This is a genomic window from Lactobacillus kimbladii (genome assembly GCF_014323605.1).
Lineage (GTDB): Bacteria > Bacillota > Bacilli > Lactobacillales > Lactobacillaceae > Lactobacillus > Lactobacillus kimbladii_B.
Genome location: NZ_SCMB01000003.1, coordinates 205,239 through 220,024 on the forward strand (window position 1 = coordinate 205,239; position 14,786 = coordinate 220,024).

The 14,786-nt window shown below is 32.7% G+C and carries 10 protein-coding genes; 5 read left to right on the forward strand and 5 right to left on the reverse strand.

Annotated features, from left to right (window positions below; genetic code table 11):
• The first annotated feature begins 1 nt into the window (after position 1).
• On the forward strand, positions 2-3,178 hold the full coding sequence (locus ERK18_RS06140; RefSeq protein ID WP_187154722.1) for a carbamoyl phosphate synthase large subunit: 3,177 nt from the start codon (positions 2-4) through the stop codon (positions 3,176-3,178).
• A 46-nt stretch (positions 3,179-3,224) separates the two neighbouring features.
• Here ERK18_RS06140 and ERK18_RS06145 read toward each other — a convergent pair whose 3' ends face one another.
• On the reverse strand, positions 3,225-4,913 hold the full coding sequence (locus ERK18_RS06145) for an Rqc2 family fibronectin-binding protein (protein WP_187154723.1): 1,689 nt from the start codon (positions 4,911-4,913) through the stop codon (positions 3,225-3,227).
• A gap of 356 nt (positions 4,914-5,269) precedes the next feature.
• Here ERK18_RS06145 and ERK18_RS06150 point away from each other — a divergent pair, with 356 nt between their 5' ends.
• The 3 genes from ERK18_RS06150 to ERK18_RS06160 all read left to right on the forward strand — a co-directional run bounded on the left by ERK18_RS06150 (position 5,270) and on the right by ERK18_RS06160 (position 7,328).
• The gene (locus ERK18_RS06150; protein WP_187154724.1) at positions 5,270-5,683 is read left to right on the forward strand and encodes a MarR family winged helix-turn-helix transcriptional regulator; all 414 of its coding nucleotides are present in this window, start codon (positions 5,270-5,272) and stop codon (positions 5,681-5,683) included.
• Positions 5,684-5,758: 75 nt separating this feature from the next.
• The gene (locus ERK18_RS06155) at positions 5,759-6,637 is read left to right on the forward strand and encodes a DegV family protein (RefSeq protein ID WP_187154725.1); all 879 of its coding nucleotides are present in this window, start codon (positions 5,759-5,761) and stop codon (positions 6,635-6,637) included.
• Positions 6,638-6,689: 52 nt separating this feature from the next.
• The gene (locus ERK18_RS06160) at positions 6,690-7,328 is read left to right on the forward strand and encodes an NUDIX hydrolase (protein ID WP_261982445.1); all 639 of its coding nucleotides are present in this window, start codon (positions 6,690-6,692) and stop codon (positions 7,326-7,328) included.
• Positions 7,329-7,343: 15 nt separating this feature from the next.
• Here the strand turns inward: ERK18_RS06160 and xerS are convergent, their stop codons facing one another.
• Positions 7,344-8,432 (reverse strand): tyrosine recombinase XerS, encoded by a 1,089-nt coding sequence (gene xerS / locus ERK18_RS06165; protein ID WP_187154726.1) that lies wholly within the window; start codon positions 8,430-8,432, stop codon positions 7,344-7,346.
• 1,350 nt (positions 8,433-9,782) lie between these two features.
• On the opposite strand from xerS, the gene ERK18_RS06170 reads away from it, so the two are divergent.
• Positions 9,783-10,142 carry a helix-turn-helix domain-containing protein gene (locus ERK18_RS06170; RefSeq protein WP_034979176.1) on the forward strand — a complete coding sequence of 120 codons (360 nt, stop codon included), beginning with the start codon at positions 9,783-9,785 and terminating at the stop codon, positions 10,140-10,142.
• A 41-nt stretch (positions 10,143-10,183) separates the two neighbouring features.
• On the opposite strand, the gene ERK18_RS06175 is transcribed toward ERK18_RS06170, so the two are convergent.
• From ERK18_RS06175 to parC, 3 genes are all read right to left on the reverse strand, one after another.
• A complete protein-coding gene (locus tag ERK18_RS06175) occupies positions 10,184-11,113 on the reverse strand; it encodes a manganese-dependent inorganic pyrophosphatase (RefSeq protein WP_187154727.1) in 930 nt (309 codons plus the stop codon).
• Between the two features lie 129 nt (positions 11,114-11,242).
• On the reverse strand, positions 11,243-12,178 hold the full coding sequence (locus ERK18_RS06180) for a LysR family transcriptional regulator (RefSeq protein ID WP_187154728.1): 936 nt from the start codon (positions 12,176-12,178) through the stop codon (positions 11,243-11,245).
• A 140-nt stretch (positions 12,179-12,318) separates the two neighbouring features.
• A complete protein-coding gene (gene parC, locus ERK18_RS06185) occupies positions 12,319-14,772 on the reverse strand; it encodes a DNA topoisomerase IV subunit A (RefSeq protein ID WP_187154729.1) in 2,454 nt (817 codons plus the stop codon).
• Between the last annotated feature and the right edge of the window lie 14 nt (positions 14,773-14,786).

Consider the following 14,786-nt stretch of genomic DNA (forward strand, 5'->3'; position numbering starts at 1 on the left):
AATGCCTTTAGAGAATGACTTAGATAAAGTTTTAATCATTGGATCTGGCCCAACCTTGGTTGGTAAAGTATCTGAAACTGATTTACTAGTTGAAGATGCAATTCAAGCACTTTCTGAAGAAGATATTCAAGTTGTTTTAGTTAATCCCAATCCTGCAACTATTTCTACTGACAAAAAATCTGGGCTAACTGTTTATCTTGAACCAATGACACTTGAATTTCTAAAAAGAATAATTCGCATGGAAGAACCAAGTGCTATTATTTCCGCTTATGGCTCAACTACAGGCTTAAAAGTTACACGAGAACTAGTTCAGGATGGTATATTGCAAAAAATGGGAGTTAGATTGCTGACCTTGAACAAGCAAACTCTCACAATGGATAATCATCAAAAAATGAATACTTTTTTGGCTGAAAATCAAATTGAGGCTAATAAATATTGGAATTTAACTGATTTTAGTGCTGTTGATATTCAGAAACAGCTATCTGAAAAAGTTCAGTTTCCAGTAATGCTTATTAAAGAAAATACTTCAGCCAAAAATACACAAATTATTTTTGACAACGTTTCCGATTTGAACGAGTATCTAACAAAAGAAAGACAATCAGAAAGTTTTTCCTTTGGCAATTATCATTTGTCTGAAGATCTTTCCTCTTGGGAAGAAGTCATTGCAAACATAATTCGTGACAGCTCTGGAAATGTACTCTTTACCAATTTAGCTGATACTGTTGAGTCCGTTGCTATTAATGCAGGAGATTCTGCTACAGTAATGCCAGCTTTAACGCTAAACAACGACCAGGTACAGAAAATTCGTGCAACTGCTAAAGTAATTGCCAACAAATTAAAAATCGTTGGAATATTAAATATTCATTTTGCTGTCAAACATGAGGGAACAAAATTTTCTGTAAAAATTTTATCAATAAAACCCAGGTTAACACGCAGTGCAATTTGGTCAAAAAGAGTGGGATTGTACAGCTTAGGTTATATTGTATGTAAAGTAGCCATCGGCTACCGTTTGGATGAAATAACAGATCCCTTATCAGGTCTCAATGCTGCTGTTGAGCCAACCTTAGATAAAGTTGCAGTTAGGATGCCTTTCTGGTCATTAACACAATCCGGCAGCAACCATTATTTATTAGGTGCCAAAATGCAAGCCAGTGGTGAAGCAATCGGAATAGGAACGAATTTTGAATCCGCTTTTTTAAAAGGTCTTGCATCAACAGTTAACCTAAAAATATCACTTAAGATTTTTAAAACTGAAAAAGCGAAAGAAAAAAACGAAATAGCAAGTGATTTAGAGCATCCCGATGAGTCACATTTAATTAAGCTTTTAGCTGCAATATCTAAAGGTTTCAGTTATCATGATCTGCAAAGAATTATTCATATTCATCCAGTTTATTTTCAAAAACTGGCACATATTGTGGAGATAGGACAAAAATTAGCAGCTGGAAATCTAACAGATGAATTATTGATTGAAGCGAAAAAGAGAGGATTTCGCAACGCGTTAATTTCTGATCTTTCTGATACTGATATTAATGCGATCGAAAAGAGGCTTATAAAATTACATTTGAAGCCGGCTTATCAGCAAATAGATGGATCAGCGGGAACAATTAAGCCGTTGGTTAAGGCATACTATGGCTCATATGGAGTTCATGATGAAAGTCAAGCGTTATCTGCAGCTAAAAAAGTGCTAGTAATCGGTATGTTACCTTCACAAGTTTCAGTTACAAGCGAATTTGACTACATGATTAGTCATGCAATAAATACTTTACATAATAATAATTATGCCACTGTTTTATTATCAAATAATGATGAATCTGTAGCAATTAGCTATAAAAGGGCAGATAAGGTTTATCTAGAACCTATAACTCTTGAAAGTATCTTACATATTGCTAAAAAAGAGCAAATAAAAGATGTTTTAGTTCAGTTCTCTGGCAAAGAAATTAATGCTTTATGTAAAAAACTAATAGAAAATGGCTTAAATATATTAGGTAGTAAAAACATTAATCCGAAAGATCGGATTGAGCAGGTTTTAACTAAACCATTAAAAAGTTTAGGTCAAAATAAACTTTTAACAACAGTTGATAAAACAGAGGCTAAAAATTTTATCAATGAACATGGATTTCCAATTCTCATTGGCGGATTTAATAATATGGGCGTTAAGCAAAAATCTGCTGTTGTCTATGATTTGCCAGCTTTAAAGAAATATTTAAAGGAAAATCAATTATCCAAGGTCAGTTTATCTCATTTTATTGAAGGAAATAAATACGAAATTACTGCCATTTCAGATGGTAAAAATGTCACAATTCCCGGTATTATTGAGCATTTGGAACAAACAGGTTCTCATGCGTCAGATTCAATAGCTGTTTTTAAGCCACAAAATTTAACAAAAACAGGCAAAAAGTTACTTACTGAATATGCTATTGAGTTAGTTAAACGCATAAATATGCGTGGAATTTTTACCTTACATTTTTTGATTGTTGCAAAGAAAATCTTTTTACTACAAATTAAGCCATATGCTGGTCACAATATTGCTTTTCTTTCTAAGGCAATTGGAAAAGATATTGCCAAATGCGCAACGGAAGTGCTTATCGGCAAAAACTTACCTGACTTAGGTTGTAAAAATGGTTTATGGCATTCAAACAATTTTATTTTTGTCAAAATGCCAGTTTTCTCATATATTGATTACCAAAGTGAAAATACGTTTGATTCAAAAATGAAGTCATCTGGATCCGTCATGGGTCGAGATACTGAGCTTGCAAAAGCTTTATACAAAGGCTATGAAGCCAGTGGCCTAAAAATACCTAACTTTGGTACAATTTTTATTTCTGTTCGTGATGAAGACAAAGAAAAAGTTACGTCATTGGCTCAACGTTTTTATCGTCTGGGTTTCAAAATAATTGCTACTGAAGGTACAGCTAATGGCTTAGCAGAAGCTGGAATAACCACAGGAATTGTTTCCAAGATTAGTCGTGGTTCTCACAGTCTGTTAGATAAAATACGACAACACAAAATTGATATGGTGATTAACATTACTAACTTATCCGATTCTGCTAGTGACGATGCTACCAGAATACGTGATGAAGTTTTGAATCAGAATAGACCTGTTTTTTCAAGTATCGAAACCACAGAACTTATTTTGGGTGTTCTAGAATCGCTGGCGTTAACTACACAGCCAATTTGACAATAAAGCGAAAATGAAACGAGGATGAACAAATCATCCTCGTTTTTTAGTTTATTCTTTTGCTTAATACTCTTTCTTTTTCAGGGGTTACTTCAATTGAATTTTGTCCAGTATAAATTACAAAACCAGGTTTCGCACCATTAGGTTTCTTTACTCTTTTATCCTGCACATAATCAACCTGTACATGAGCTGAATTTTTAGCTTTAGAAAAATAGGCCGCAATTTCCGCAGTTTCTAAAATATCTTTTTCTGTTGGTTGATCAGACTGCAAAATAACGTGCGAACCAGGAATATTTTTAACATGAAACCAAATATCAGTTTTATTAGCTTTTTTTAAGGTGAGCCAATCATTTTGTAAATTATTTTTACCAACTAAAACAGTTTTACCAGATGAAATGCGAAATTTATTGAGGTTTTTCTCAGTGATTTTCTTTTTACGTTTAGGTTTCTGGGGTTTTTTAATGTAGCCTTGATTCATTAATTCTTCGTTAATTTGATCGATATCTTGTGGTTCAGCATTATCGATCGCGGTTTGAATAGTATCAAAATAATTTAAATTGTCTTGAGCTATTTTTATTTGTTCTTTAACGTGTTTAATTGAATCGCGCAGCTTTTTATACTTGGTGAAATATTTTTGACCATTTCGAGCAGGAGAGAGTGCCGCATCAAGCTTAATTTTTAGTGGTTGATTATTATCATAATAATTAGGCAGGTCAATTTCAGTCATTCCCGGTTTAACTTGGGACAAATTTGCATTAAGAATTTCACCTCTAATTCTATAGCCTTCAGAATTTTCAGCTTGGTCCAATTGCTTTTGGAGCTTAACTATTTTTTTTGTTAATTTTTTATGCTCGTTTTTTACAACGCGTTCAATTTGACTTGACTTTTGTCTCACCCAATCCTGATTTGATTGATATTGATAAAATTTATCTAAAGCATGATTAATATCTGAGTCAGAACTTTCTTTAGTCAGGTTAAGATGGTAAGGCAAGTAAGGGAAAATTTTCCGTTTATTATTTGGTGTTTTCAGAATAAAAGCACCTTTTTTATTAAACTGACCCATAAACGTTTTAAAAGATGAATAAGAAAAATCGTCTTCTAAATAACCTGCAAGTTCTTGACGATCGTCTCGATCAAGCCCCCCAATCTGACCGGCGAATTTTTCAGGATCAGAATTCAAAGCCCTTTTATTAAACTCTGTTTCCGTCATCTTGAAACCATCAATACCAGATATAAGGGGAGGTAACTCATATTTAGCTTTGGGTAAGAGCAACCGCACTCTATTTTCATCAGGATTAATTCTTTTGAGCAAATCAATTATACGTCCATTTTTTTGGTCATAAAGAATAACATTGCTATGTCTACCCATTAGCTCCAACGATAAGACTAACTGAACTTGATCTCCAAGCTCATTACGATTACTAAAATAAAAATCGACAATACGGTCAACTCCTAGTTGGTCAATTGACTGTAGAATTGAGCCTTCTAAATATTTACGTAACACCATAACAAAAGTTGGTGCCTTATCAGGATTAGCAATAGTTTGCTCAGTAATATAAAAACGTGGATACTTAGCATTGGCAGATAATAGCAATTGTATATTTTTTCTGTCTTTTCTAAAAGTTAGCACTAGATCTTGTTCAAATGGTTGATAAATTTTGGAAAGCCTGCCACTTTCTATTTTTGGTTTAACATTATTTAGCAGGCTATGTATAAACAAACCATCAAAAGCCATAATATCACCTCAAAACACGCTTTCTATTATACCAAGTATTAGGCAATAAGTGCTCGTTTAAAATATTTTTTATTTATAATCTTAAAATAGAGTACTACTAATTATATAGTAATCATTTTTTGATTAACTAAAGAAATCATTGCAAAAAACTGATATACTGGTAATATAGATTTAAAGTTATCAATATAAATATTTATAAGCTAAAAATAATAGTAGCAAATATTACTATACAATTAAGCATGAATGTTTCACAACTTTTCGTTTAGCTTTTTATGCATTTTCATGCTTTTAATATTGCTTAAATTTAAGTTTATAAAATATTTTTATGTTATGTTTTAATCAGAAAAGGTAGTTAAATGGACGTTTTATCTTTTAGCACAATTGCTGGAAATATTAAAAACGAAATAAATAAAAAGTGCGGGTTAAATCTTTCGCAAACCAGAATTTTGCTTTATTTTTACCATAATGGTAATACTGCTTTAAAAATGGGAGATTTAGCTGAAAAATTAAAAATATCACTTTCAACATTAAGCAGACAATTGCAACAAAAGAAAACCATGAGTTTTGTAACAATTAGAAGGTCAGAAAGTGACTCAAGCAAAACAGTTCTGTTAAATGATCTGGGGTTGAAAAAAATTTCTGAACTGAGAAATGTTTTAAAAGAAATAGAAGCATCACTTTTGCATGGTTTAACAGAGCAAGAAATAAGAGCATTTGACCAAACTTTTGCTAAACTCGTGCAGAAAACAGAGAGAAAAAGTTCACTATAGTTGATGGTCGAAACACTTATTTTTTTATGCTATAATTCTTGTATGTTGTACACACAAAAGCGAAAGGTAAGTTAGATGAAGATTGCTTTAGTTACTGATAGTACTAGTGCCATAACAAAACAAGAGGCAGAAAAAAATAACATTATTGTTGTTTCAATTCCAATCATTATAGGTAAAAAAGAGTATTTGGAAAATGTTGATATAACTTCTGATCAGCTTTTTAAAATGCAGAGAGAGGGAGCAGATTTTCCTAAAACTTCTCAGCCAAGCACTGGCGATTTAATTCGTCTTTTTGATAGCCTAAATGATAAGGGTTATGAAGCCATTATTGCTATTACACTTTCCAGCGGGATTTCTGGTTTTTATCAAACATTATGTAATATTGCTGAAAATCATCCAAAATATAATTTACATGCTATTGATACAAGAATGACTGTTCGCTTACAAGGAAATTTGGTTTTGGCAGCAGCCAAAATGATAAAAAATGGTCTTGATCTGGATACAATTTTAACTCGACTCGAAAAGATCCGTTCAACTATTGATGAAATATTCGTAGTTAATGATTTAAATAATTTAAGTAGAGGAGGACGCTTAAGCAATGCCGGTGCTTTTATCGGCTCAATGCTAAATATCAAGCCGCTGCTTACTTTTAAAGATGGCAATATAGTAGCTTTTGACAAAATTCGTTCTATGAAACGAGCTTTTATCAAAATTAAAAAATTAACGGTAAAAAAAATAGATCAATTGCCTTATAAAGATAAAATCAAGCTCTTTATTATTGACTCCAATGACAGCAGTCAGGTAGACGAAGCTAAAGCATTTTTAACAGAAAAATTTCCAGAGCAAAACATTTCCGTTACGAAATTTAGCCCTGTTATTGCCACGCATCTAGGAGAAAAGTCTTTTGCCATTGGATGGATGATTGATATTGATAAAATCGATTTGACTAAATAAAAGCAACCTTTTGTAAGATTGCTTTTTTTGTTACAGAAATGTGAGGATACGTATGAAAAAGCAAATGGATCAAATAACAAAATGGGCTGTAGAGTTACAGAGTATTGCTCAAAACGGTATAGAATATGGTTATGATCGCTTTGATAGGGAGCGATACGAACAAGTAAGAAAGATTGCTACCGAAATGATGGCAGCAAAAACTGGACTATCAATAAATGTTGTTAAAGGCTTGTTCAGTAGTGATGATGGGTACCAGACACCTAAAGTTTCTACTAGAGCTGCAATTTTTAGCAAACAAAAAATCTTACTGGTTAAAGAGACTACAGATAATTTATGGTCAATGCCTGGTGGTTGGTGTGAACCAAATATAACTGTTAAAGAAAATTGTATAAAAGAAGCCGAAGAGGAATCCGGGCATAAAATAGAAGTTGAACAAATTATTGCAGTGAATAACCATTCAACTAATATTTATGATAAAGAGCGAATTGAAAGAGCTATTAATGTATGTAATGTCATCTTTTTGTGTAAAGACTTGGGTGGAAAGTTTTCAAAGAATACCGAAACTGATAAATGTTCATTTTTTGAACTTGATAATTTACCACCTTTGTCGTTGCCACGAAATTCTTTAGCAGAAATAAAAATGTGTTTTGAAGCGAATCAAAATCCTAACTGGCAAACAAAATTTGAATAAAAAACAGACTCTGTATCAAGCCTGTTTGTGATCACTGTTCTTTTTATCTGCCTCTGAAATCTCATTTAATGCAGCACGCTGCTTTTTTTGATCAACATGAGTATATAAATCGGTTGCTGAGGTTCCTTTTTGGCCCAGTTGCTGAGCTACCAGTACTTGGTCTTTGGTTACTCCATATAGTTCAGAAGCCACTGTATGACGTAATTTATGGGGAGTGAGCGGGTGACCAAAAGCAGCTGAATATTTATTAACCATTTTCTCGATAGCGCTCGTGGTGATCCGACGTGTTTTATTATGCCAGCGAGTCAGGAAAAATGCTGAATCGCTTTTGACTGCCAAATAACGTTGCTTTCTTATTTTCTTATACTCTCTGATGTAAACCAGCGTCCATTCAGCAATTGGTACGCTGTCTCGTTGGCCACCTTTGCGGGTTACGTCCAATGTAGCCTTTTTAAAATTAATGTCTGGCAAATCAATTCCTGCACATTCAGAAACTCTTATTCCAGTTCCTAAAATTAAAGCAATAATTGCCATATCGCGTTCTTTATTTGCTTTAAATCCTGGTAAAGCATGTTTATTGCATTTAAATTCATAATTATTTTCAATAAAATCCAAAAACTGGTATTTTAATTTTCCTGTGTACATGTGCGATTCAAGAACATGGGCCCGATAGTTTAAAGTTTTGGTATTATTAAGAGAATCAATTTTGAGCATGACATTGCGTTCAAAGTATGGTTTGCCATTAATATTATCGGCAGTAATGGTTAAAAACTTAAAAAGAGACCTCAGGGCATTAATAGACCGATTTATTGTAGTAGGCGAATTCAGGTTGCCTTGTTTATTCTTGGTATGACCTAAATAATTAATGTAAAGCATGATGTCATTGCGCTGCAGGTGAGCTAAAGTTTGTGTTTCAATATTTTGATTATTTTTAGCTTTTGAAACACCTTCATGACGCAACCAATCAAAAAATCTTCTGATTTCTGTCAGATACTGATAGGACGTAGCTAAAGAGTAACTTGTGCCAAAATTGTATTCTTTAACAAAATCAGGCATTTTATTTAATTCTTCATCAATTAGATCTAAATATTTCTTTGTTTCCACGTAATAAATTTCTCCTAGCTTCAATTATTAAGTTATATGATTCATTATAAAACAAAACTAGAATGTATGTTTGTGTCGTGTATACTTATTATGGGATAGAGGAGAGGGAAAGGCGAAAATTACATTTAATTAAACAAAATACTGCTTTGATATTTTAGGATAAATCTTTTAAAAAGTTTGAAATAGAAATTTCGACTTTAATTGAAACTTATCTAAAAGATGATATTCAGTTTTGCTAAAAATCAACCAACTAATACAAAAAAGTTGAACTTGTTTATTAATTTAATATCTTTCATTAAAATTATAGTTTTAATGAAAGCAACTAAAAAATTGTTTAATATCAATCACATATTTTAAACTGAAAAAAATTATGCGAGCAGACTTTTTATACTTAAAATTGAAATTTTGACCATTATTACTCAACTATTATCAAAACTATTCGTATATGACTTCATAAAAAATATTAGTGTGACTTTTTAGCATTCAGTATTATTAACAAAACAACTCAAACTTTCATCAATAAAAAGTTCAAGTCGTTTCAAAGGAGGCTTAATGACAATTCAATGTACAACTGATCAAAAATTATGCATTGATTTTGATTTTAACGAGCTCTCAATTGACCTGTAACAATCTCAAAACAAAATTGTTTTTGTGTAAGGCAAATCTAGTCTCAATCTCATAAGCTCTCTTTCAATTTTTTATTTTACTTTACATAATATATATTATACGAAGCAAAATCAATGAAAGAAGTATTTCTGACATTCTGATACTACTCTATTTTCATCAAAGTATATCTAATTAGATTATATTAGTAATATTGGTAAAACTAATTTTTATTTAGATTGTCATAAATTTGCTTTTGAACTAAAAATTGTATCTTACATTAGGCAAAATAATACTTATTGTTTGTGAAATTTGTAAATTAAATAATTACTAAACCATTTTCTTCATATTATTTGATTTATTTAAACTTTTTACGTTATAAGTGTAAAAATATAAATAAAAGCGTTTTCTATAATAGATAAATATATAAAAACAATTGGATTTTGATTTTTCACTTAAGCGCTTTTCTCCTTGCCCCTCTAGCAAGCGTATCCACGCTTTGATATAATATTTGCCACTCTTTCCTTTTTCACTTTAAGTTTAATTAATTGGTGCTTTTTTATTTTATTTTTCCAAAAAATAGCTTACAATACTATGTGGGGTATAGTTTAAAACATTTAGTTTGAGTATAATTTTGCCAAAAGCAAGTGTTTTATTCATTATTATTTTTGTTTTATTGTTTATTTCTATAATTAATCTGTTATTATAGAATATGGAATTATTTTTTGAAAGGGTTGAATTTATTCCATGAGTATAAATTTAGGAAAAGAAATATGCCGTAGGCGGCGCGAACAAAAGTTGACCCAGGAGGATCTCGCTGAACTAAGTGACTTATCGGTTAACTTTATTTCTCGTTTGGAAAGAACAAAAAATCAAAACATTAGTATTCAAAAGCTCGATTCAATTGCCAGAGCTTTAAATACCACTACACCAGATATTATCATGAATGCTTACCGCTTTAAGGAAGTTAAAGTAGAAAATCATCAAGATAATACTCCTGTATTTATTAAGAAGGTTCTTAATGAACTTAGAAAAATGTCACCTGACAAAGCTGAAAGAGTATGTAAATCATTCATTATTTTGGCCAAGGAAATTAACAAAGATTAAAAAAAGCACGAAATAGTTAAATCTATTTCGTGCTTTTTAAATTACTTAAATGCTTCAGTTAATGGTGGAACAACCTGTTTTTTCCTTGAAACAACACCAGGTAAGTTGATTTCTGAATCTTTAACTTTTCCAAATGCCTTTTCAAATGAAGCCAAAGCTTCGTCTGAACCTATAACTAATGCAGTTGAGTCTGAATCGAGTACATTAGTTATAAGCAGCATAAACAAATCATAGCCTTCTGAATTTGCTGACTCATTCATAGTTTTCAGGAAGGCTTCTTTGCGCTCTAATGCTTCTGGCAAGTCAACCACATTAATTTGAGCTACTCGTACATTTTTGCCATTTAATTCAAATGATTTGGCATCTAAATCGATTAGTTCTTCTTCTGATTTACTTGCTATATTAGTTCCGGCTTTTAATTCTTCCAAGCCATATTTTTCGTAATCTACACCAGCAATTTCGGCAAGTTCCTTAACGGCTTTTTTATCTCTGTCAGTAGTTGTTGGTGATTTTAGCAATAATGTATCAGAAATAATGGCGGAAAGCATAATACCAGCGATATTCTTAGGAATTTCCACTTTAAAATGCTTATAGAGACCAAACATAATTGTACTAGTACAACCTACCGGTTCAGCAAGATAAAATAAAGGCATACTGGTGTTGAAATTCATAATTCTGTGGTGATCAACAACATGAGTTACAGTAACCTGATCAATGTCTGATACACTTTGCTGCGGTTCATTATGATCAACAAGCATTACTTCTTTAACTTCATTTGCTGCTGTTTTGATCACTCTTGGTGCTTCAAAACCAAACTTCTTTAATGCAAAAGCTGTTTCATCATTAGGTTCGCCTAAAGCAACCGCTTCTGTGTTGTAACCCAGCTTATTCTGCAAATATGAATAAGCTATCGCTGTACCAATTGCATCTGTGTCAGGATTTTGGTGACCAAAGACCAATTCTTTTTCCATTAGATTTCCTCTTTCTCTTTTTAAAATTTTACTTATATAATTAGTTTACCTAATAAAAGCTATTCTTGACAGAACAAATTTTAAATTCTTGTCTGACAGCAAAAGAACTTACAAGATTATATGGCAACATCAGTCTTCCAAAAACTTTTTAAATTCTTTCAAAAAGTTTTGTATACGTGGAACCTCTTTTTTACCCTTTCGATAAATAAGTGAAATTGTGAATTTTTTGATGCCTTTTAAAAATACAGGTACCAAATTAATTTCACTTTGATTTAGGCGGTAATAAGAGTCACTTACAATTGTATTATAGCCTGTGTCTTGCGCTGTCTCAACCATCTCCTTGGTAGAAGTAAAAGTTAAAGGAACATTCAGACTATTTCTTACATTCACCTTACTACCGAGCTTGCCCTTAAGTATCTGAGTTAAATAAAAGCTATCTGGATAAAGAACCCACTTCTTTCCTAAAAACTTAGAAACTGGATAGGACTTCCCTGCTTCAACACTTCTATCGTGAGTTAGGATAATTAATTTGTCTTGAGTAACTTTCATTAATTCGTATTGATTTTGTAAATTCGCCTGACTCCTTTTAGTAGTTTCGGGAAGATAAAGCATTGCTAAATCAACCAAATTATTATCAAGATTATACCAAAGATCTTTACGATTGAAATAAGAAACACTGATAGTTATATTGGGATAATTTTTATTAAATTCAACCAAAAATTTTCTAAGAAGATCAGAATTGACGCTTTCTAAAACACCAATTGCAATATTGCCTTTGTCAGCCTGAGTAAACTCCTGTATATCGCTAACAACAGAGTTAATAGTCCCGAGCAGCTTAATTGCTCCCGTTTGCAACTGCTTACCAGCTTCAGTCAAATAAAGCTTTTTCCCCATTTGTCCAAACAAGGGTGTTCCGATTGCATGTTCAATTTTCTTTATCTGCTGAGTTAAAGCCGGTTGAGTAATACCAAGGATTTGAGCAGCTTGAGTGTAGTTCATGGTATCAATTAATTGCAAAAAATAATGTAGGGATTTGGTTGAGAGTATTGTATCTGTTTTAGGCATAAGATTATTCCTTCTATCTTAATAATAATATGGCTCTATTTATATGCTATTATCAATCAAAAACCCTTTTGTGTCAAAGTAATATTTAAATCTGTTGAAGCCCTTCCATAAATTATTAATATCATTAAATAAATAAAAATTTATTCTGCTCTTAAAGGCCTTCCCAATTTTATATTAACTGGATGACCGTCACTTGTCGTATCTAATACAAAAGAACCATTAGAATATCTGTCACCCAAAGGATAATCACAAGTCGAAATCTTTATATGCCGTCTGCTTGTTGTTGTTATCAGCAGGGTATGGTCTTGGCCATACGAAGTAACAGCAGCAACACGGTGCGGCTTAGTTTTAAGCTCCCTTAAAACTAATACTCCTCGTTTGGCACGGGATACCTTATTGACTAATCCAGCCTTAAACTGCTTAAAAGCTCCTCTTTGAGTAATAATGCCTATCCGAATTAAATCAAGATAATCAGGATTTATGACTATATACGAAACCACATAGTCTTCATCCTTTAAATTCACAGATTTGACTCCAAAAGATTTGGCACCAGATGCAGGAATTTCGCTCAAATCATAGCGGACAGCATAAGCCTTATGCGTAAATAAAATAACCTCTTTATTACTTTCAGGTTTTATTAAATCAACACGAACAACCTTACTGTCATATTTTTTCATTTTCATTGCAGTAATTGCGCGTGAACGATAAGTCCTCGTAGGCTGAAGATTACTTAGTTCCAATTGTTTTATATAACCATCATTAGTTGCCATTAAAAAGTTTAGTTTTTGATCTAATTGCTCAAAATCAAAGACGCGAATGATATTCTCATTTTCGTTTAAGCCAATTTCTTGAGACAGGTGCTGACCAGTTTCTTTCCACTTCGTTTCGACTAATTCATTTACTGGTCTAAAAATGACATTTCCACGGTCAGTGAATAAATATAAATTAGTTAACGTTGACAGGGTCTTTTCAAATACAACGTCATCCCCACTCGGCAAGCCATTATCCTCATCATCACTTGACTGCCAGGAACGAATAGACGACCTCTTTAAGTAACCATCACGACTGATTAAAACACGCACTTGTTCATCCGCTACCAGCGCTTTTTCATCAATTTGAATCTTCGCTGTTTCGGAAGAAATCTGAGTACGTCGAGGATTACCAAATTCCTTTTTGACGGTCGATAGTTCTTTAATTATTTCTTTATCTAAGATCTTTTTATTAGACAAAAGTTCTTTAAAACGAGCTATTTTTTCGTTTAGTTCGCTTTGCTCTTTAACCAAAGCATCAACGTCAGTGTTAGTTAATCTATATAGCTGTAAAGACACAATTGCTTCTGCTTGCCGTGCAGTAAACTTGAACTTATCTGATATATTTTTCTTTGCCTCTGCTTTATTTTTAGAAGCTCGAATTACCTTAATTACATTGTCCAAAATATCCATGGCGTGAATCAAACCCTGAATAATTTCAAGACGCTCTTCAGCTTTATTTAAATCAAATTTGGTTCTCTTGATTACTACATCTTTTTCATGTTCTAAGTACGAAGACAATATATGCTTTAAACCAACTTGCATAGGAGTCATATGATCAATGGCAACCATATTAAAGTTATAGGAAACTTGCAATTCAGTATTCTTGAATAAATAATTCAGAATATTTTGTGCATCAGCACCCTTTTTTAACTCTACTACGATTGATAAACCATGACGGTCAGTTTCATCACGCACTTCCGCTATGCCATCAATCTCCCTGTTAAGACGAATTTCATCCATCTTTTTAACTAACAAAGCTTTATTAACAGCAAAAGGAATCTCAGTAATAACAATTTCTTCGCGATGGCCTCTAATTTCCTGAATTGAACTTTTTGCTCTTACCTGAATGCGTCCTCGACCCGTTTCATAGGCTTCACGTAATCCTTTTTGTCCTAAAACAATGGCACCTGTAGGAAAATCAGGGCCTTTAACAAAATGCATTAAATCATCAAGACTTGCATCAGGATTCTTTAACAAATAAATAGTAGCATCAATTACTTCTGCTAAGTTATGCGGTGGAATCTCGGTAGCGTAACCAGCCGAAATACCTGTAGAACCATTAACTAATAAATTAGGAAACCGAACTGGTAAAACCGTTGGCTCATACTCAGTATCATCGAAGTTCAAGACCATATTGACTGTATCTTTATCAATATCTTGTAACAACATATTGGAAATCTTGCTTAGACGTGATTCGGTATAACGCATTGCAGCGGGACCATCGCCATCCATTGAACCATTGTTACCGTGCATTTCAATTAGTGGTTCGCGCATTTTCCAGTCTTGAGAAAGGTGAACCAGAGCACCATAAATGGAACTGTCACCGTGGGGATGAAAATTACCCATGATATTACCTACCGCTTTAGCCGCCTTTTTGAATGGCTTGTCATATGTATTATTATCTTGAAACATAGCGTAAAGGATTCTTCTTTGCACTGGTTTCAAACCATCACGAATATCTGGCAAGGCACGCTCTTGGATAATATATTTGGAATATCTGCCAAATCGCTCACCCATGACTTGCTCAAGGGGCATTTCACGAATTCGTTCTTTTGTAGCCATTAATTAAAAACCTC

What these genes read in the sequence shown, in the direction of transcription:
- ERK18_RS06170 (WP_034979176.1), top strand. Translation starts at nt 9,783, where the DNA reads ATGAGTATAAATTTAGGAAAAGAAATATGCCGTAGGCGGCGCGAACAA.
- ERK18_RS06150 (WP_187154724.1), top strand. Translation starts at nt 5,270, where the DNA reads ATGGACGTTTTATCTTTTAGCACAATTGCTGGAAATATTAAAAACGAA.
- ERK18_RS06180 (WP_187154728.1), bottom strand. Translation starts at nt 12,178, where the DNA reads ATGCCTAAAACAGATACAATACTCTCAACCAAATCCCTACATTATTTT.
- ERK18_RS06145 (WP_187154723.1), bottom strand. Translation starts at nt 4,913, where the DNA reads ATGGCTTTTGATGGTTTGTTTATACATAGCCTGCTAAATAATGTTAAA.
- ERK18_RS06140 (WP_187154722.1), top strand. Translation starts at nt 2, where the DNA reads ATGCCTTTAGAGAATGACTTAGATAAAGTTTTAATCATTGGATCTGGC.
- ERK18_RS06160 (WP_261982445.1), top strand. Translation starts at nt 6,690, where the DNA reads ATGAAAAAGCAAATGGATCAAATAACAAAATGGGCTGTAGAGTTACAG.
- parC (WP_187154729.1), bottom strand. Translation starts at nt 14,772, where the DNA reads ATGGCTACAAAAGAACGAATTCGTGAAATGCCCCTTGAGCAAGTCATG.
- ERK18_RS06155 (WP_187154725.1), top strand. Translation starts at nt 5,759, where the DNA reads ATGAAGATTGCTTTAGTTACTGATAGTACTAGTGCCATAACAAAACAA.
- ERK18_RS06175 (WP_187154727.1), bottom strand. Translation starts at nt 11,113, where the DNA reads ATGGAAAAAGAATTGGTCTTTGGTCACCAAAATCCTGACACAGATGCA.